Origin of the sequence: Rheinheimera sp. SA_1, from assembly GCF_001669775.1 — a bacterium.
Lineage (GTDB): Bacteria > Pseudomonadota > Gammaproteobacteria > Enterobacterales > Alteromonadaceae > Pararheinheimera.
Map to the genome: position 1 here is coordinate 815285 of NZ_LXWK01000011.1, position 18910 is coordinate 834194.

18 protein-coding genes are annotated in these 18910 nt (G+C 49.9%); 8 read left to right on the forward strand and 10 right to left on the reverse strand.

The features are described 5' to 3' along the window. Window positions 1-219: 219 nt before the first annotated feature. From A5320_RS04580 to A5320_RS04590, 3 genes are read left to right on the forward strand one after another with little or no spacing between them, the layout of a single operon-like run. Entirely contained in the window at window positions 220-924 is a 705-nt protein-coding gene (locus A5320_RS04580; RefSeq protein ID WP_068061522.1) for a response regulator transcription factor, read from the forward strand. Continuing rightward, the gene (locus A5320_RS04585; protein WP_068061525.1) at window positions 921-2294 is read left to right on the forward strand and encodes an ATP-binding protein; all 1374 of its coding nucleotides are present in this window, start codon (window positions 921-923) and stop codon (window positions 2292-2294) included. Before A5320_RS04580 ends, A5320_RS04585 begins: the two co-directional genes overlap by 4 nt. Beyond that, a complete protein-coding gene (locus tag A5320_RS04590; protein ID WP_082971531.1) occupies window positions 2291-3370 on the forward strand; it encodes an alpha/beta fold hydrolase in 1080 nt (359 codons plus the stop codon). The genes A5320_RS04585 and A5320_RS04590 overlap by 4 nt, the downstream gene beginning before the upstream one ends. Window positions 3371-3376: 6 nt before the next feature. On the opposite strand, the gene A5320_RS04595 is transcribed toward A5320_RS04590, so the two are convergent. Both A5320_RS04595 and A5320_RS04600 read right to left on the reverse strand, forming a co-directional pair. Further along, on the reverse strand, window positions 3377-4327 hold the full coding sequence (locus A5320_RS04595; protein ID WP_068061533.1) for a cation diffusion facilitator family transporter: 951 nt from the start codon (window positions 4325-4327) through the stop codon (window positions 3377-3379). Window positions 4328-4351: 24 nt separating this feature from the next. Continuing rightward, window positions 4352-4816: a tRNA (cytidine(34)-2'-O)-methyltransferase gene (locus tag A5320_RS04600; protein ID WP_068061536.1), complete on the reverse strand. Its 465-nt coding sequence runs from the start codon at window positions 4814-4816 to the stop codon at window positions 4352-4354. A 283-nt stretch (window positions 4817-5099) separates the two neighbouring features. Between A5320_RS04600 and A5320_RS04605 the strand changes: the two genes are divergently transcribed. Further along, window positions 5100-6881 (forward strand): EAL domain-containing protein, encoded by a 1782-nt coding sequence (locus A5320_RS04605; protein WP_068061539.1) that lies wholly within the window; start codon window positions 5100-5102, stop codon window positions 6879-6881. A 34-nt stretch (window positions 6882-6915) separates the two neighbouring features. Here A5320_RS04605 and gpsA read toward each other — a convergent pair whose 3' ends face one another. The 4 genes from gpsA to A5320_RS04625 are packed head-to-tail and all read right to left on the reverse strand — an operon-like array spanning window position 6916 to window position 9144. Then, on the reverse strand, window positions 6916-7914 hold the full coding sequence (gpsA, locus tag A5320_RS04610) for an NAD(P)H-dependent glycerol-3-phosphate dehydrogenase (RefSeq protein WP_068061542.1): 999 nt from the start codon (window positions 7912-7914) through the stop codon (window positions 6916-6918). A 16-nt stretch (window positions 7915-7930) separates the two neighbouring features. Further along, entirely contained in the window at window positions 7931-8413 is a 483-nt protein-coding gene (gene secB / locus A5320_RS04615) for a protein-export chaperone SecB (protein ID WP_068061545.1), read from the reverse strand. A 30-nt stretch (window positions 8414-8443) separates the two neighbouring features. Beyond that, window positions 8444-8704 carry a glutaredoxin 3 gene (gene grxC / locus A5320_RS04620; RefSeq protein WP_068061548.1) on the reverse strand — a complete coding sequence of 87 codons (261 nt, stop codon included), beginning with the start codon at window positions 8702-8704 and terminating at the stop codon, window positions 8444-8446. A gap of 14 nt (window positions 8705-8718) precedes the next feature. After that, window positions 8719-9144 carry a rhodanese-like domain-containing protein gene (locus A5320_RS04625; RefSeq protein WP_068061550.1) on the reverse strand — a complete coding sequence of 142 codons (426 nt, stop codon included), beginning with the start codon at window positions 9142-9144 and terminating at the stop codon, window positions 8719-8721. A 229-nt stretch (window positions 9145-9373) separates the two neighbouring features. Here A5320_RS04625 and gpmM point away from each other — a divergent pair, with 229 nt between their 5' ends. The 3 genes from gpmM (at window position 9374) to A5320_RS04640 (ending at window position 13380) form a co-directional block, all read left to right on the forward strand. Next, window positions 9374-10918, forward strand: coding sequence for a 2,3-bisphosphoglycerate-independent phosphoglycerate mutase (gene gpmM, locus A5320_RS04630; RefSeq protein WP_068061552.1), 1545 nt, complete (start codon window positions 9374-9376; stop codon window positions 10916-10918). Window positions 10919-10947: 29 nt separating this feature from the next. Beyond that, on the forward strand, window positions 10948-12063 hold the full coding sequence (locus A5320_RS04635) for a murein hydrolase activator EnvC family protein (protein ID WP_068062968.1): 1116 nt from the start codon (window positions 10948-10950) through the stop codon (window positions 12061-12063). Between the two features lie 156 nt (window positions 12064-12219). After that, entirely contained in the window at window positions 12220-13380 is a 1161-nt protein-coding gene (locus A5320_RS04640) for a divergent polysaccharide deacetylase family protein (protein ID WP_082971603.1), read from the forward strand. A 147-nt stretch (window positions 13381-13527) separates the two neighbouring features. Here A5320_RS04640 and rpoH read toward each other — a convergent pair whose 3' ends face one another. After that, window positions 13528-14382 (reverse strand): RNA polymerase sigma factor RpoH, encoded by an 855-nt coding sequence (gene rpoH / locus A5320_RS04645; RefSeq protein ID WP_068061559.1) that lies wholly within the window; start codon window positions 14380-14382, stop codon window positions 13528-13530. A 253-nt stretch (window positions 14383-14635) separates the two neighbouring features. Between rpoH and A5320_RS04650 the strand changes: the two genes are divergently transcribed. After that, complete coding sequence (locus A5320_RS04650) at window positions 14636-15859, forward strand: EAL and HDOD domain-containing protein (RefSeq protein WP_068061562.1); 1224 nt, start codon at window positions 14636-14638, stop codon at window positions 15857-15859. A gap of 107 nt (window positions 15860-15966) precedes the next feature. Here the strand turns inward: A5320_RS04650 and ftsX are convergent, their stop codons facing one another. From ftsX to ftsY, 3 genes are read right to left on the reverse strand one after another with little or no spacing between them, the layout of a single operon-like run. Continuing rightward, entirely contained in the window at window positions 15967-16938 is a 972-nt protein-coding gene (gene ftsX / locus A5320_RS04655; RefSeq protein WP_068061565.1) for a permease-like cell division protein FtsX, read from the reverse strand. Further along, window positions 16935-17618 carry a cell division ATP-binding protein FtsE gene (gene ftsE, locus A5320_RS04660; protein ID WP_068061568.1) on the reverse strand — a complete coding sequence of 228 codons (684 nt, stop codon included), beginning with the start codon at window positions 17616-17618 and terminating at the stop codon, window positions 16935-16937. The genes ftsX and ftsE overlap by 4 nt, the downstream gene beginning before the upstream one ends. A gap of 2 nt (window positions 17619-17620) precedes the next feature. Next, the gene (ftsY, locus tag A5320_RS04665) at window positions 17621-18886 is read right to left on the reverse strand and encodes a signal recognition particle-docking protein FtsY (protein ID WP_068061571.1); all 1266 of its coding nucleotides are present in this window, start codon (window positions 18884-18886) and stop codon (window positions 17621-17623) included. Window positions 18887-18910 lie beyond the last annotated feature (24 nt).

Below are 18910 nucleotides of genomic sequence, written 5' to 3' on the forward strand. Positions count from 1 at the left end.
GTCGTTACCCCAATTGTTGTGGACTGTCTGTTGTTAACTGACTGTCATCATCCGCTGCACTCAGCTGGACTAAACAGCGATGAAACAAGCATACTCTGCACAATGCAAAGCAACGCCAAGCGCGGGTAAAGGTTGTGTAAAGAGCCTTGTCGCAATATGTCGTCGATTTACACTGACAACAATTTACCCTGGCACCCTACCTGCCGCCGGAGATCAGAAGTGAGTAGTCAACGGATCCTGTTAATCGATGATGACAACGAATTAAGCCAGCTGGTCAACGACTATCTGACGCTGGACGGCTTTAGTCTGGACGTCGCCGCCGATGGCGTCAGCGGACTGGAACGGGCGCAAAGTGGTTTATATCAACTGATTTTGCTGGACGTGATGTTACCCGGGCTTGATGGCTTGTCATTGCTACGTCAATTAAGGCAGTCGAGTTATTGCCCGGTGTTGATGCTGACAGCGCGGGGTGATGACATCGACCGCATTGTCGGACTGGAACTTGGCGCCGACGATTATCTGGCGAAACCTTTTAATCCGCGGGAACTCAGTGCCAGGGTGCGGGCAATCTTACGCCGGGTCGAACTGGCACAGCAGCAAAGCGTCAACCCGGTTGCAGCACCACTGCTGGAATTGAATCAGGTACAGTTGAATCGGCAGAACCGCCAGGTCTGGTGTCTGGGTCTGCAGGTGGTGTTGACCGCCACCGAATTTCAAATTCTGGATTATCTGATGAGCCATGCCGGTCAGGTGATTACCAAAGAAGATCTGAGTAAAGCAGTGCTCGGCCGGGCGTTGCAGCAATATGATCGCAGCCTGGATATGCATATCAGTAACATCCGTAAAAAACTGGCAGGTTGTGATCCCGCTGAAAAAATTCAGACCTTACGCGGTAGTGGTTATTTATTTCTGGAGCAGGCATGAAGTTTGGTGGTCTGAACCCATTTCGCTTGTTGGCATTTCGGATTTTCGCCTGGTTCTGGCTGGTGTTATTGCTGACGCTCGGCGGCGCCTGGTTGCTGGCGCGCGGCTTGAGCGACGACACCGAAATTCGCCGGTTGCCACACGGTATCGTCGAACAGCTCGAACCTTTGCTGAAATCGCTATACAAAGCCGATTCAATTGAAGAGCTGGCAGCACGGATCAACCGCCGGGATCGCAATCGCTGGCTGATTGTTGAGCCTGAACAAAATCAGGTGCTCAATAGCGACATCTTGCCCAGAAACTTTAACCAAAAATGGCTGACCGAGCTTTCACAATTAAATCGGCCACGCTTACTCATTCACCGTAAAACCGTATTGGCCGGGCCTTTTTTAGTCCAATTTAAAGGCCAGCAACTGGCGTTGTATCAACTTAGGCCTAGACCACAATCGCCAGGGCTCGACTTAATGTCATTACCCGATTATCTGCTGCCAGCCCTATTGGTGTTAGTCTCCGCCCTCGCCAGCTTTATTCTGGCTTTAACCATCACCAAACCTTTGCGGCTATTACAGCAAAAAAATCTCGATTTTGCCGGCGGGGATTTAACGGCAAGAGCCGATGCACCAGCCAGACGAAATGATGAAATAGGTGAACTCAGTCGCGGTTTTAACTTAATGGCGGCGAAAATCGGCGATTTACTGCAAAACCAACAGCGGCTGTTGCGTGATGTGTCGCATGAATTACGCTCACCACTGACCCGCGCTCAACTAGCGATTGCGCTGGAGCAACGTCAGGGTGGCGGCGCACAGTTGCCACGTTTGCAACAGGAACTAGAGCGGGTTGATCAACTGCTTGGCGAATTATTAACCTTCAGCCGACTTGATGCCGGTCAATACCAACTACAGCGTCAAGATGTTGATTTATATGATCTTATTGAAGAGATTATTGCGGTAAATCAACTGGAAGCTGATCAAAAGCAGTTGCAGATTACATTACAGGGTCTGAACCCCTGCCCGCTATTTATCGAACCCAAATTGCTGGCCCGCGCCATTGAAAACGTACTGCGGAATGCCATTAAATATAGCCCGGACAAGGCGAAAATTAGCTTTGTGTTGTCGCAATCCGCCACTGCCACCATGCTTGCCATTGCGGATCAAGGGCCAGGTATCCCGGCTGATAGTCTGGAACAAATCTTTGCGCCCTTTTACCGGGTGTCAGACAGCCGCAATAGCCAAACTGGCGGCACTGGGCTAGGTCTGGCGATTGCAGCGCAGGTGGTGCGGCAACATGGTGGCCAGATTTTCGCCAGTCTACCGGATACCGGTGGGCTTTGTATCACCCTCACCCTACCGCACCGGATAGCAACGGCATGATGCAATGGCCTGAATTTAAAGCACAATTCTTCGGTACCGATTTTGCCAGTGGCCGTGCAACACTGGCGCTGGCCGAGCTCTGGCAACAGGCTACTCACGGCACATTTGATAGTGTCAGCAAGCTTAGCCGCCACCACGCAACCTCAAACCGGCTGCAACTGCATTACAGCTATTGGCAACCCGAGTCCGCTACCGCTGCTTTAGTGCTGATCCCGGGACGGATTGAAGCCGGGCATAAGTATCTGGAACTGATTAACGAAGCACTGCTCGCTGGCTATCAGGTGTATGTGCTGGATCATCAGGGACAAGGCGCTTCAGAACGGCTTGATAGCCAAAGCCAGATTGGTGATGTGCGGGATTTTGATGATTATGTGGCTGATCTGGCGAACTTTATTCAGCAAATCATCAAGCCAAAAACCAACCTACCGCTGCTGGCATTGGCTCACTCGATGGGTGGTGGGATTTTGTGCCGTTACCTTCAACAAGAGCGGCAGCAAGAAATGCAACAACAACCACACCATGGTGTAGCTGCAGCAATCTTTTGTTCGCCGATGTGGGGTATTCCAACCCATCCTTTACCACACGCCTTGGCTTTGCCGCTGAGTCGAGTGGTAAGTCAGCTCAATCAGCGGTGTAGTCAGCAAAGTTGGTATATTCCAGGACAAGGCCCTTATCAAGACCGGCCATTTGCCAACAACGATTTAAGCCAGTGTGTCGAACGATATCAGTGGTTTCGATCGTTATATCAGCAGTTCCCGGCGTATCAGCTCGGCGGTATTAGTTGGCGCTGGTTGGCTCAGGCATTGACGGCTTGCCAACAGATGCAAAAAGGCCCTGCCCCACAATTACCTTGTTTATTGTTGCAAGCAGGTGCGGATCAGGTGGTGGATAATGCCGCGCAAACAAAGCTGTGGCAGCGGTTTAGTCAAAGTTCTGACTGGCCAACAGCCTTATCAGCGCAGCACCTGCTGGCCGATGCACGGCATGAAATCCTCTTTGAAACGGATGAGATTCGCGTACTTGCGCTGTCAAAGATCAATCAGTTTTTACAGAAGTTACCGGTTACTGGCAGCTGACTGGGTTTATCCAGAAACAGCTTGCGTTGCCAGTAGCGGATATTCCGCCTGCGTCACTGCAGATGCCGGATCAGCATGAATAATCACTTCAGCATTGCTGAACAAGGCGGCAATCTTCAGCTCAGCCTCATCGACGATATCGTGCGCCAGCACCAGCGATAACTCGTCCGGCAGCACTAACCGCAATTGCACAAAAACTTTGGGTCCTGCCTGGCGGGTGCGAAGCTGATCCACCGCCAACACCTGTGGCAATGGCTGCAACGTATCGACAATTAACTGCCGCTGCTCACTGGTTAATTCCTGATCTAACAGATGTTTCAGACTTTCCCGCGCCAGTTGTAAGGCGTTCCAGAATAAATACAGCGCAATCAATGCTGCCATCACCGCGTCGGCCCACAACACACTGTTGGCCACTAAAAACAGCGCCAAAATCACTGCCGCATTCATCAGAATATCGCCGCGATAGTGCGCCGAATCGGCTTTGACGGCTAATGAGTCAGTGCGTCTGATCACAAATCTTTGCACCAGCACCAACATAATGGTTAAAGCGGTACACAATACCGTCAGCCAGATCCCGTTAGAAAGTGCGGCTATAGGCTCCGGGCTGTGATAACGACTGACCCCCTGATAAAACAACAACACAGCAGCACCGGTTAAAAATGCCGCCTGAAATAACGCCATCACCGCTTCCATTTTGCCGTGACCAAAGCGGTGATCGGCATCGGCGGGTTTTAGCGCATACCGTAAAGCGGCGAAATTTAACAGCGACACCAGCACGTCCAGCAACGCATCCATAAAGGACGCAAGTGCGGCAGCGGCGTTGGTCATCACTGCAGCTGTCAGTTTCAACAGCACAATCAGCACCGCGACTCCAAGCGTCAGAAAGCCAGAGCGCCGAACCCATTTGGCATAGTCCGCCTGGGCAGTGTCGGTGGCTGACAGTAGTTGCTTTGACATGGAGTCTCCTTGAATTGGTTGACGTTAAACTGCGCCGGCAAACCCTTGCTGACGCCAGGCTTCATAGCTAATGATGGCCACCGCATTGGCCAGATTTAAACTGCGTGCATCCGGCATCATCGGAATACGAATTTTTAGCTCGCTGGCAATTGCGTCCCGCACTGCATCCGGTAAACCATGGGTTTCTGAACCAAACAACAGTACATCATCTGGTAAATACAGCACATCAGTATGCGGCCGACTGCCTTTGGTGGTACAGGCGATAATCCGCCGCCCCGCCATCGCCTGCTCAAACGCGGCGTAATTAGCATGGCGGGTAACGTTGGCTAAATCATGATAATCAAGCCCGGCGCGGCGCAGCTTTTTTTCTTCAAAATCAAAACCCAGGGGTTCAATTAAATGCAGGCTGCAACCATTGTTGGCAGCCAGACGAATAATATTGCCGCAATTTGGCGCAATTTTGGGTTCGAACAAGGCAATGTGAAACATAAGCTCATTTCAGAATATTCACAGGAAGCCGCATTATATACCCAAAATCATTGAAGATGCGGAATGGCCACGGTGGAACCGCGGCAACTGAACGAATCTGGAACGCCAGTTCGTGAAGGAGGCCAACAACCCCGCAACTTCAAGGATTACGGGGATATCGAAAACTGCTGGTGGGCGCAGTAGGCCAGTTTTTTGCAAATCACTTTCGCTACAAACTGGCGGTTTTTATTGTCCAGCCTATAATTTCGGGACAACCTTGTGACAACGGAATGCAGGACTTCAGATGGAAACATTCGGCGGTTGGCTCTGGCTTCTGACAACAACTTATGGTTTATGGCTGTTACCTTTGTTAGCCGGAGTCTGGTGGTATCGCCAGCGCCAACTGCAACCAACGCCGCATACCCTCAGTCTGGATGTATTTTTTCAGCGCTTAGCGTGCCCGGCCTGGTTTGCGGATGAACATTTTCAATTACGTCAGTGTAATCAGGCCATGGCCAATTTTCACTGGCCAACCGGGCTGCGGCCGCAGCTATTTAGCAGTCGTCAATGCTTGCAAAGTGCCTGGCCGGATATTCAGGCCGAACTACAGCAGAATCAAAGCTGGCAAGGCGTGGTCTGGATGCCCACGGCAACGGCCCCCCGCGCGCTGCAACTGAATATCACCCCGCTGACCCGTCATCAGCCCGGCTATTACTTGATTGTGCAACAGGACATCAGCGAACAGCAGCAGCAACAATCGGAGCTGCAACAATTAAGTACCCACGACGCACTGACAGGCGTGTCGAACCGGACCTTGTGGCTGGCGCAACTTGAACCCGTGTTGCAACAATGCCGTAATGCCCAGCAACATTTTGCCATTTTACTGTTGGAACTGACTGAACTGGAGCAAATCCGTCAGCAATTCGGCATGACCAAAGCGAGGCAATTTGAACAATGGATAGCACAGCAGTTGCAGCACCATTTACCGGCAGGTGCCAGTCTGGGTCAGTTTACCGATCGTCGTTTTGCGGTGTTATTAACGGCACAACATTGCCAGCAGACGCCGGAAGCAGCCAGCCTGCAAATTGCCCGGCAGTTACAACTGGCAGTGCATGGTCCTTGCCCGCTGGATGATTTTGATTTAATTGGCCAATGTGCCATTGGGGTCGCGCTGTTTCCTCAAGGTGGCGAAGATGTCGAGACCTTGCTGCAACATGCCGACTGGGCGTTGCAACAAAGTTTGTTACAACAGCCATCGATTTTCCTGTGGCAACAATCCGGGCAAGCAGACGTCGCAGATGCAACATTGGCTGAAGAGCTACAATACGGCCTCAAGCAATATCAGTTTGAACTGTATTTTCAGGGCTGTTACCAGTTACATGACAAACACCTGCTGGCAATCGACGTACAATTAGCCTGGCACTCGCCCAGCCGCGGTTTATTGTGGCTGCCGCAATTTAAAGCGGCGGCTGAACAAAGCCATTTACTGCTGGCGCTGGAACGCTGGCGTTTTTCGCAGTTATGTCAGCAAATCTGGCAATGGCGACAACAAGGTTGCCAGTTGCCAAAATTCCGGCTGGAAATGTCGACGCTGCAGCTGCAACAACCGGATTTATTACCCTATTTATTACATCATCTGCAGGAATGGCAACTGCAACCGGAATTGCTGCAATTGCTGATCAATGAGCAATACTGGCTGCAACAACCAGGCATGGCGATTATTCAGCTACAGGCATTAAAACAAGCTGGTTTTAGTTTAATTTGGCAGGATTTTGGTAAAGGGCACACCGCGCTGGCATTATTGGCCGAAAATTTCTGGTCAGAAGTCATGCTGGCTGATTCGTTGATTGACGATCTGGAATTTCAGGACAACCAGCGCAACATCTGCGCCAGCCTAATCCGGCTTGCCAGTTACCATCAGTTAACGCTGACAGCACAAGGCATCGACAATGAAATGCAAGGGTATTTATTGCACGTGATGGGTTGTTTGTCCGGACAAGGTTCGTTGTTTGATCAGCCAAAAACCGCTGGGCAAATTTCTGCACGTTTTGTTCTGGAGCCGCAAAAAATCAGCCAGGCAAGTTAACCAAAGGTGTTGCTGCTACTGTTAAGCAACAACTTTATTCGTCACGCTTTTCGCGGCCGAGTAAATCAATGGCTGCTAAACGGGCGTCTTTGCCTTGATACAACACCTGATAAATTTGTTCGGTGATCGGCATTTCTACGCCGACACGAGCTGCCAGATTAAACACCTCTTTGGCATTACGATAACCTTCCACCACTTGACCGATACTGGCCATTGCAGCTTCGACACCAGCGCCCTGTCCGAGTAACAGACCAAATCGACGATTTCTCGACTGGTTATCGGTACAGGTCAACACTAAATCGCCTAAACCTGCCATGCCCATAAAGGTTTCTTTTTGCGCACCAAGGGCACATCCTAAACGGCACATTTCCGCTAGTCCGCGGGTAATCAGCGCCGTGCGGGCATTGGCACCAAAACCAATGCCATCGGCCATACCAGCACCTATTGCAATGACGTTTTTCACGGCGCCGCCTAATTGCACGCCAATAAAATCTGGATTGGTGTAGACCCGGAAGGTCCGGCCACAATGCAGCAGATCGGATAACACGGTAATAAATTCGTTGTCAGTTGAAGACAAGGAAATTGCAGTAGGTAACCCTAATGCCAGCTCTTTGGCAAAGGTCGGCCCTGACAATACTGCCAGCGACACATCATCACCGAGAATATCGCGGGCTACGTCCTGCAATAACCGACCGGTATCAGGTTCCAAACCTTTGGTTGCCCAAGCCACCCGGGCATGCGGCAACAAATAAGGTTTAATTTGTTTTAAGGTGTCAGCAAAGGCATGGCTCGGCACCACCACCAGAATATTTTGACTGGCTTTCACCGCTTCGATTAAATCGGCAGTGACTTCCAGAGTGTCTGGCAGGCGAATTTCCGGCAGATATTTATGGTTTATTCTGTCGGTTTGCATCGCCGCCACGTCTTGCAGACTGCGACCCCACAACAAGGTGTGGTGACCGTTTCGCGCCAGACAGATTGCCAGCGCAGTGCCGTACGATCCGGCACCTAAAACTGTGATTGCCGCAGTCATAGCAGACGCCGCAGACTTAGTTTGGCAGCTGAGCTTGCGCTTCAGCCTGACGCTGTTGCACATATTGTGCGAACAGAGCATCGAAATTCACTGGTGCCAGGTTTAACTGTGGGAAAGTACCACGGTTGACCAGACTTGATACGGCTTCGCGAGCATATGGGAACAGGATGTTCGGGCAGAATGCCGCTAACATATGTGCCATTTGGGCATCGCTGACCACAGGAACAGAGAAAATGCCCGCTTGTTGCACTTCACATAAAAAGGCTGTTTCTTCGCCAATAGTGGCGGTAACAGTTAATGATAACACCACTTCAAAAGTACTGTCGTCGAGCTTTTCACTGCGGGTATCCAGATCCAGTTTTACTTCTGGTTGCCAGTCTTTGCGGAAAATCGCTGGGGAATTTGGCGCTTCAAAAGAAATGTCTTTAACATAAATGCGCTGAATTGCGAATTGCACTTGTTGCTCGTCGGCAACTGCATTGATTTGTTCGTCGGCCATGATAAATCCTAACTGATAATTTGATTGTAATTAGCGAAGCAGAGTGTCCAGTTTTCCCTGCGCATCTAGCGCATGAAGGTCGTCACAGCCACCAATATGTTGATCATTAATAAAAATCTGCGGCACCGTACTGCGCCCGCCCGATTTTTCAATCATCTCTGGGCGCAATTCCGGCTGTTGGTCAATGCTGACCTCCAGAAACTGCACCCCTTTTGCCGTTAATAAGGCTTTTGCGCGAACACAATACGGGCAATAGGCTTTAGTGTAAATAGTGACGCTGGCTGCACTCATCAAGGCGGTTCCTGTTATTTTTTTACCACTGGTAAATTTGCTTCAGCCCATTTACTCATGCCACCACGTAGCACTGCAACCTGACCAAAACCGGCACTGATCAACTGTTTTGCCGCACCTTGTGCTGACATTCCAGCCTGACAGACCACAATAATGGGTTTGTTTTTATCATTTTCAAGCTTTGACAATTCTTTGCTGAGTTGAGCCAGCGGAATGTTACGGGCCGAGGTGATATGGCCTTTTTTGAAATCATCAGCCGAGCGGATGTCCAACAGCACGGCATCTTCCCGATTGACCTTAATCGTCAGTTCGGTCGGCGACAGCATCTGGATTTTCGACAGCAACGACTGCACCCAACTTACCACCAATGCCAACAGGATACCGCCCCAAGCCAGGCTCAGTAATTGATGATTACCGGCAAATTCGATGTATTGCTCCATAGCTTTTTACTTCCGTCAAAATTCAATTGGCGCCGAGTATAACGGCTTTCAGGGGCAAAAACAGCCCTGCCTTTTCTGCCGGTTCCGGAATTTCACCGACTTTCGCAGACTTTTAGCTGAGATCACCTACCGGTTGCACATTTACTGACCAAGGTTGATTGGAGTCGCAGTTAAATTTGGGTAAGATGGACGTCCGAATGATGATCAAGCAACAAGATGCGGAGCAGTGATGACAAAGCCGGGCAAACCTTTAGTTCTTCTGATTTTAGACGGTTGGGGTTATCGCGAAGATCCGGCTGACAACGCAATTGTGCAAGCCAATACCCCAGTGATGGATCGGCTGTGGCAGCAGTGCCCGCACAGCCTGATTTCCGGCTCTGGCATGGATGTTGGTTTACCTGACGGCCAGATGGGCAACTCTGAAGTTGGTCATGTCAATTTAGGCTCAGGCCGGGTGGTCTATCAGGAATTTACCCGCATCACCAAAGCGATTAAAGATGGCGACTTTTTCCAGAATCAAGCCCTGGTGAATGCGGTCAGAAGCGCAGTAGCACAAGGTAAAGCGGTGCATCTCATGGGGTTGTTATCACCGGGTGGTGTCCACAGCCACGAAGAACATTTAATCGCGATGATTGAGCTTGCTCATCGTGAAGGCGCTCGCCAGATATACCTGCATGCATTTTTAGACGGCCGCGACACCCCACCGCGCAGCGCCGAAGCTTCATTACAGTTAGTACAGGACAAATTTAATACCATCGGCACCGGCCAAATCGCCAGCATCATCGGTCGTTATTTTGCCATGGACCGCGATAAACGTTGGGATCGGGTGCAACAAGCCTATGAACTGATCGTTGACGGTAAAGGCTTATTTGAGCACGGGAATGCCATTGAAGCGCTGCATGCTGCCTATGCCCGTGATGAAAACGACGAGTTTGTGAAAGCCACGGCCATCACCAACGCCGCTGGCGACAGCATTAAAATTGCGGATGGCGACGCGCTGATTTTTATGAATTTCCGCGCCGACCGCGCCCGTCAGTTCAGCCGGACTTTTACCGACAGCGATTTCAGTGGTTTTGTTCGTGAGCGTCAGCCCAAGTTAAGTTCGTTCGTGCAACTGACTGAATATGCAGCCGATATTAAAGCGCCGGTGGCTTATCCACCCACGGCTTTAGATAACGTGTTGGGCGAGTGGCTGGCGAAACATGGCAAAACGCAATTACGGATCTCTGAAACTGAAAAATACGCCCATGTCACTTTCTTTTTCAGTGGTGGCCGTGAAGATGTGTTTGCCGGTGAAGAGCGTATTCTGATCCCATCGCCATCGGTTGCGACCTACGATTTACAACCAGAAATGAATTCAACTTTACTGACTGATAAGCTGGTAGAAGCCATTCATAGCAACAAGTTTGACGTGATTATCTGCAACTATCCAAACGGCGATATGGTTGGTCATACCGGTATTTTATCGGCGGCGATTAAAGCCGTGGAAGCGGTGGACACCTGTATTGGCCGCGTGGTCGAAGCGCTCTCTGCAGTGGGTGGCGAATGTATCATTACCGCTGATCACGGCAATGCCGAACAAATGGTCGATCACGAATCGGGTCAGGCCCACACCGCCCATACCAGTGGCCCGGTGCCATTGATTTATGTCGGCCGTAATGCGGTTGCGGTAAACGGCGGCATTTTAAGCGACGTCGCCCCGACCATGCTGCAACTGATGGGCATGCCGGTTCCGGCCGAAATGACCGGCAAATTGTTGTTTAAACTCCAGTGATTTTTGCCAGCCGCACTATCAAATGCGCCATGCTGCTTGGGCTTTTGCTCGGCAGCCTGACCACAACTGTCCAGGCGCAACAAAGTACTGCCAGCGCCCGCAAAGAGCTGGCATCGTTGCAGCAGGAAATTAAGCAGACCGAACGGCAACGACGTGACCAACGGCAAAAACTGAAAAAAGCCGAAGCTCAGCTGAAACTGGCTGATGCTGCGCTAGCGCAAGCTGCCGATGCCGTGGTGCAACAGCAAGCAAAAATTACCGAATTACAGACACAACAAAGCAAACTGGATACCGAAGCACAGGCGCTGGAACAACAACGCCAGCAACAGCAATTATTGCTGGCAGCGCAAGTCAAAGCAGCCTATCAGGTGGGCGGTCACGACTACACCCAACTGCTGCTGAATCAACAGGATGCAGTGAAATTAGAACGAACCCTCACCTACTATCAGTACTTTAATAATGCCAGAATGCAACAACTGTTGGCACTGAAAGCCACTGTTGCTGAACTCGATGCACTCAAACAACAAACCGCCGCCAATCAGCTGGAACAACAACAACGCTTGGCGCAGCTGACCTCGCAGCAAGATGAATTAGCCACAGCAAGGCAAAGTCAGCAACAATCGGTAAAAGAACTGCAAACATTACTGAGCGATCAGCAGCAACAACTAGCTTATCTGAAGACTAATGAAAAAAGCCTGCAAGACACACTCGCGAAATTAAAAGCTGCTGCCGCCAACCGCCGGCTGGTTAGCAACACCGGTAAAGCCGGCAATTTACCCTGGCCGGTACAAGGCGCTATTTCACAACAATTCGGCGCTAAACATGGCGGTGGTATGACGGCCAGCGGTTTGATTATCCAGGCCAGCGCCGGTACCGCTGTCAAAGCGGTTGCCAATGGCCAGGTGATCTATGCCGACTGGCTGAAAGGTTATGGCTGGGTGACGGTCATCGATCATGGCAATGGTTTGATGAGTTTGTACGGCCACAATCAAACCTTGTTAAAAACCCCGGGCGAAACAGTCCGCACTGGTGATGCCGTGGCACTGGTTGGCCAAAGTGGTGGTCAGGATCAACCCGGACTCTATTTTGAGATCCGGCAAAAAGGCTCTGCGGTAAACCCGCTGCGCTGGTTAAGCCGACCATGATCAGTGCTAACAGCCAGACTTAATAACCAGACATAGCAGCCTGGCAGAATAATCAGGCATAATGTCAGCCATTCCCCGAGCCATTTTCTGGCTTATTCCGGCTTAGTGCAGCAATCAGGCAGCGAAGTAAATACCTTGTATATTCTAAGATTTTTGATGTTATTTGCTGGCTTTACCGCAGCAGTTGAAGCACAGACGTTACCGGCGAAAGTGGCAATTATTATCGATGATATTGGCTATCAAAAAGCTGATCCACTACTTATTCAACTGCCTTACGCGCTGACTTTCGCCGTGATGCCCTTTGCGCCACAAAGCCAGCAAATGGCTGAACTTGCTGCCCGTCAGCAAAAAGAAGTGATGCTGCATATGCCGATGGAAGCGGTGGCGCAAAACCATTTGCTGGGAAAAGGTGCATTGCGCCGTCAAATGTCCAAAACCCAGGTGCAGCAAGCGCTGCATCAGGCACTGGCGCAAGTACCTCAGGCTATTGGCGTTAACAATCATATGGGAAGTTTATATACCAGTTTGCCCCAGCAGATGGATTGGACCATGCAAGTGATGGCCGAACGGGGTTTGTACTTCATTGACAGCAAAACCACGGCTCGTAGCGCCGTATCGCGCGCCACTAGTGCACATCAGATTAAAAGCCGCAGTCGCGATATTTTCCTCGATAACGATAAATCACATGCCGCGCTGGATAAACAATTTAACCAACTGATTAAACTGGCGAAACAACAAGGCAGTGCTGTTGCCATCGGCCATCCTTATCCGGAAACTTACCGCTACTTAAAGCGCAATCTGGCGCGGTTGGCCGCATCGGGTGTTGAGCTGGTGCCAGCATCACAATTGTTAGATTTACCACAAGTGGCGCTGGCTGCTGCACCGGCAACCTCAACACAAGTGGGATCTATTGCTAAATCAAATTCAAGCCGCGCCGCCAACGAAACCGACTGGACTGAGAAAGCCCGCAGCGACGGTAAAAAAGTGCTGAAGTTGTCGCCGCAACCGGACAAAACCACTCAGACGGGTGAAGCCGGATCCGGCTCGGTGAGTCTGGTGCATAACACCTCTGCACAACCTGCGACAACAAACACAATCACAATCACAGCCGCCAATCCAAACCCGGGGACAGAGCTGGCAGCGGCAGCAGTGGCTGAACCTTTACAATGGCATCCGCCTTACCGCGCGGATTTACCCGGTTTTGTCATCCCGGCCGTGGTGATGGCAGCTGACTGGCAACTGTGGTTTGAAGATCTGCGGGCTGTCGCTCCAAGCAACGTTCCGGCAGCCACGACACCTTTGCTATTAATGCGCTAAGTGAAGGACTGTAAAACTGCTGATTGGTACAGGCCAGCGTTGCTACTGAAAAAAATGCTTCAACTTAAATGTCGACAGTCCAGGTAAAAAAGGCACAAAAAAGGCAGCTTACGCTGCCTTTTTCTTATGGAATGAATTACTTAGCTGTTAAGCATCAACCATCGCTGCATGCAGCTTTTTCATGGCATTTTTTTCCAGCTGACGCACCCGCTCTGCTGACACTGAATAACGGTCGGCCAATTCCTGCAAGGTCAGTTTCTGATGATCTAACCAACGGGCACGAATAATATCCTGACTCCGTTCATCCAAAGTCCGCACCGCAGCTTGTAGCCGGTCTACGGCAGCGCCTTCAGATTGGTCTTCTTCAAAATTGCTGGCTAAGTCGGATGATTTATCCTGCAGATAAAATACCGGTGCATGGATAGCGCCTTCATCATCATCATCTTGCGCGTCAAATGGCATATCGTGATTGCTCATCCGCGATTCCATTTCCCGCACTTCGTATTCCGGAACCCCTAAAGATTCAGCAACGTTTTTCACTTCTTCCTGGCTGAACCAGCCTAAGTTTTTCTTGGCTTTACGCAGATTAAAGAACAATTTACGTTGCGCCTTGGTGGTCGCCACTTTCACAATGCGCCAGTTTTTCAGGACAAATTCATGAATTTCAGCTTTGATCCAGTGCACAGCAAACGACACCAAACGGACACCGACTGTCGGGTCAAAACGTTTGACCGCTTTCATCAGGCCGATATTGCCTTCCTGCACTAAATCGCCAATCGGTAAACCGTAACCGGAATAACTGCGGGCGATATGCACCACAAACCGTAAATGCGACATGATTAATTGACGGGCAGCTTCCAGGTCACCATGTTGTTGTAACCGCTCAGCTAAAGCGCGTTCTTCGTCAGCAGACAACATCTGAATAGTACTCACCGCATGGGTATAAGCCTCGAGGCTTCCGCTGGCGGCGACAGACATGGTCATAAGGGATGCTTTAGTCATTTACATAGCTCCTGCTTTTCTCAACTGGAATCATCTTAGCACTCTTCGACTGAGAGTGCTAACCAAAGTTCCGCTGCTTTTAAGACCCTAATCTTATAAACAGATTTTTTTCAGAATATCAAAGCATATAGTGGAAGCGCTTTTTTACGATATGCTCAAAGAAGAATAACAACAGCTGCAATGTGGTAATTGTCCCCAAAGTCGCTATATCGCTGCGTTCCAGCCCTTTCCGATCTGTACCAGGAGTAGTCATATGTATTGTTACATGGCTAGGCAACCGATCCTTGATGCCGAAAAAAACCTTTACGGGTACGAACTGTTGTTTCGGGACGGTGTAGCCAACTGTTTTCCGAACATTAACGCCGACGAGGCAACCTCAAAGCTCATTACTGAACATCATTTATTAATGGGAGTAGAAAAAATTACCGGCAGCCGCAAGGCTTTTATTAATTTCTCAGCAGATACCTTAATTCACCATTTCCCCACTTCGATTGATCCAAAAAGCATGGTGATAGAAATTCTGGAAACCGTGCCAATCAGCCGCGAGTTATTAACGGCCTGTCGCGAGTTACACCGGATGGGTTATCAGTTGGCGCTGGATGATCACGATTTTGAACCGAAGTGGGATATCTTCCTGCCGTATGTCAGCATCATCAAAGTTGATGTGCAGCAATTTAATATGCTGCAAATCAGCAAATACATTTCCCGCATCAAGCACCACCCGGTCACTTTGTTGGCCGAAAAAGTAGAAACCGCCGCTGAATATCAAAAACTGAAACAACTCGGATTTAGTTTATTTCAGGGTTACTTTTTTGCGCGGCCGGAAATGCTAAAACACAAAAAAATCGCCAGTAGTAAGCTTAACCTGCTTCTACTGATTGCCGAATCGAGCAAAGTGGAACTGGATTTTGACCAGCTGTCCGCCATTGTCGAACGTGATTTAGGTTTGTCTTATAAGTTACTGCGATTTGTGAACAGCTCCAGCTTTGCTCGCGAAAAGCCGATTGGCTCGTTAAAACACGCCATGGTGTATATGGGCGAAGCCGAGCTGAAAAAGTTTATTGCCTTGCTGGCACTGGCAAACCTGAGTGAAGACAACGGCAGCGAATTACTGAATATGTCGATGGTGCGGGCGCGGTTCTGCGATTTAATGGCACAAATGAACCATGACCCAGAAAATCCGCCTTCGGCATTTTTAACCGGCTTATTTTCATTAGTGGATGCGTTGCTGGAACAACCGCTGGCCGATTTGCTGGAAGACTTACCAATATTACCGGAAATTAAAACGGCATTGGTCGCGCATCAGGGCAAGCTGGGGCAATATCTGGAACTTGCCAAAGCCTTTGAACAAGCCGACTGGGAATTACAACAACAACTGAGTCAGAAATTGTTTGGCAAAACGATTGATTTAAGCCCGCATTATATACAGGCGGTCGATTGGGCGCATGGGTTGTTATTGACGGCTCGCAGCGAATAACCATGGATGTCTTGAAAACAAGCACATGTCTTGAAAAAAAGCAGTGCTGAATATTCAACACTGTTTTTTCGAGTTTGCTTAAGCGCCGTTTTTCAATAAACCTGCGTTTAAGGCTCAATCGCTTTAATATGGCTGCGCACCGCAATATAAGAACCAATCAGGCCGAGCGACACCGCAATCAGCATCAACCAGCCAAATTCCTGCATGCTTAACGAATTCAATACAAAGTCACTTTGGTACAGCTGAGTCACAGTAGCGATGGCCGAGCGCAACCACCACAACATCACTTCCACCACCACAAAGGCTAGAAAACCGCCAAACACCCCCAGCCAGATACCGGTGTATAAAAATGGTCGCTGAATAAAAGCATCGGTCGCGCCAACCAGTTTCATCACTTCAATTTCAGCTTTTTTATCCATAATCGAGAGCCGGATGGTGTTACCAATCACCAACAGCGCCGCGCTCAGTAATAAAATTGCAATAGTATAAACCGCTTGCTGTAATAAGTTCATTAGTGCGGCCAGCCGTTCCAGCCAGCTGATATCAAGTTTCGCCAGTTCAACATGCCGCTCTTTTTGCAGCTTTTGCATCAGCGCTTCGGCGGCTGCCGGCTGATTAATTTTCGGCGTCACCAGCAACACGTCCGGTAATGGATTTTGATCCAGGAACGCTAAGGCTTCACCAAAGCCGGACTGTTGTTTAAACTCAGTCATCGCCGCCGCTTTATCAATCAGCCGTACTTTAGCAACTTGCGGATCGCCTTGCAGCAAGGTGACTAAGGTGGCAATTTCGGTCGGTGTGGTTTCATTTTGTAAAAACAAACTGATTTCAAACGACTGATCATAACTGCGGCTGACCTGCTGGATGTTTTTGACCAATAAATGCAGGGTCGTTGGCAAGGTCATACTAACGCCCAATACGGCGACAGTGATCAGTGTCCACAGCGGGCTGCGCCACAATTCGCCGAGACTGGTAATAGCCTGACGCAAGTGAGTAAAAATTCCGCGCAGCAATTTTTGCAGAATATTCGGCTGCGTTGCAGTGGCGCCGACGGCACGTCCTGAGAATAAAATACTCATTCGTTATCCTCGTGATGCAACAAGCCATCGTTAATCATTTTGCCACCTTTAAGCGTCATGGTGCGATAGCGCATCCGGGCAATCAGACCTAAATCGTGACTGGCCACCAGCACTGACACGCCAGCCTGATTAAACGCTTCAAACACCCGCATAATGTCTTTGGATAAATCCGGGTCCAGGTTACCGGTGGGTTCATCGGCCAACAACAACGGCGGCTTGTTGACCACAGCACGGGCAATACCAACCCGCTGCGCTTCACCACCGGATAAAGTGGCAGGCAAACAACGGGCTTTATCCAGCAAACCGACCTGATCCAGCGCAGCATGCACTCGTTTCGCCATATCGCGGCCGGTGAAACCTTCAATCACCAACGGCAGCGCCACGTTATCGAACACGCTGTGATTCATCAGCAAGCGGTGATCCTGAAAAATCATCCCGACATCACGGCGCACATAAGGAATTTGCCGCGGTTTGATCCCAGTTAAATCCACACCATTAATAAAAACCCGGCCAGCCGATGGCCGTTCAATCAGGCTGATCAGTTTGAGCAGAGTACTTTTACCGGCGCCGGAATGGCCGGTCAAAAATGCCATTTCACCTTTGGCCAGTTCAAAACTGACCCGATCTAACGCGACAAAACCACCGGAGTAACCTTTGCTGACCTGCTCAAAACGCAGCATGCTCAGAATTCCTTATTAAATAATGCCCGAATAAAGTCTTTGCTGTTAAAAACCCGCAAGTCATCAATGCTTTCACCCACACCAATATAACGAATGGGTAATTTAAACTGATCGGCAATGGCAAAAATCACCCCGCCTTTGGCAGTTCCGTCGAGCTTGGTTAATGAAATGCCTGTCAGTTCAACAGCTTCATGAAACAACTTTGCCTGACTGATCGCATTTTGACCAGTACCGGCGTCTAAAGTCAGCATTACTTCATGTGGCGCGGCACCATCAATTTTTTTCATCACCCGGACGATTTTTTTCAGCTCTTCCATCAGGTGCGCTTTGTTTTGCAGGCGACCGGCAGTGTCGGCAATCAATACATCAATTTTACGGGCTTTGGCGGCCTGATAAGCATCAAAAATCACCGAAGCGCTATCGGCGCCGCTATGCTGGGCAATCACCGGAATTTGGTTGCGGTCGCCCCACACCTGCAGTTGTTCAACGGCGGCAGCGCGGAAAGTATCACCGGCAGCCAGCATCACTGATTTGCCCTGCAGTTTAAATTGCTGCGCCATCTTGCCAATGGTGGTGGTTTTACCGACACCGTTCACACCAACCATCAGAATAACAAAGGGGCCATCGCCATTGCTGGTATCCAGTGGCTTTTCTACATCATCCAGCAAGCTAGCCATTTCCTGCTGCAATTTTTCGTACAGGCTGTCGGCATCTTTTAGTTGGCGGCGGTCAGCATGTTGCACCAGTTGTTTAATCAATTTTTGGCTGGTATCCACGCCAACATCGGCCATCAACAGCTGGGTTTCCAGCTCTTCATATAAATCGTCGTCGATTTTTTTGCCGAGGAATAAACTCGCCAGGCCGTTGCCAAGGTTCTGGCTGGTTTTGCTCAGGCCTTGTTTTAACCTTGCAAAAAAGCCTGGTTTTTTGTCAGCGACAACTTCGACTGGCAGGGTTAGTGCGGGTTCGATGATTGGTGCCCGAACCGGTTCTGGAGTAAGTTCCGGCGTTGGTTCTGGAATAATTTCGTGAGCAAGCTCGGCTATAGGCTCTGGAATGTCGGCAATTGGTTCCGGGATCTCAGCTTCGACCGGCGTTGCAACCGAAACTGTTACCGGAACTTCGACGCTGGCAACTTCAGGGCTGCCAACTTCTGAGGTGATAGTTTCGGCCGCAGGCTCTGGTATTACAACCGGGGTAGGAATTGGATCAGCTTCAGACTTTTTACCAAAGCCAAGCCAGGAAAACAGTTTATTAGGTTTTGTCATAGGGTCCGCTGTTAGAAAATCGAA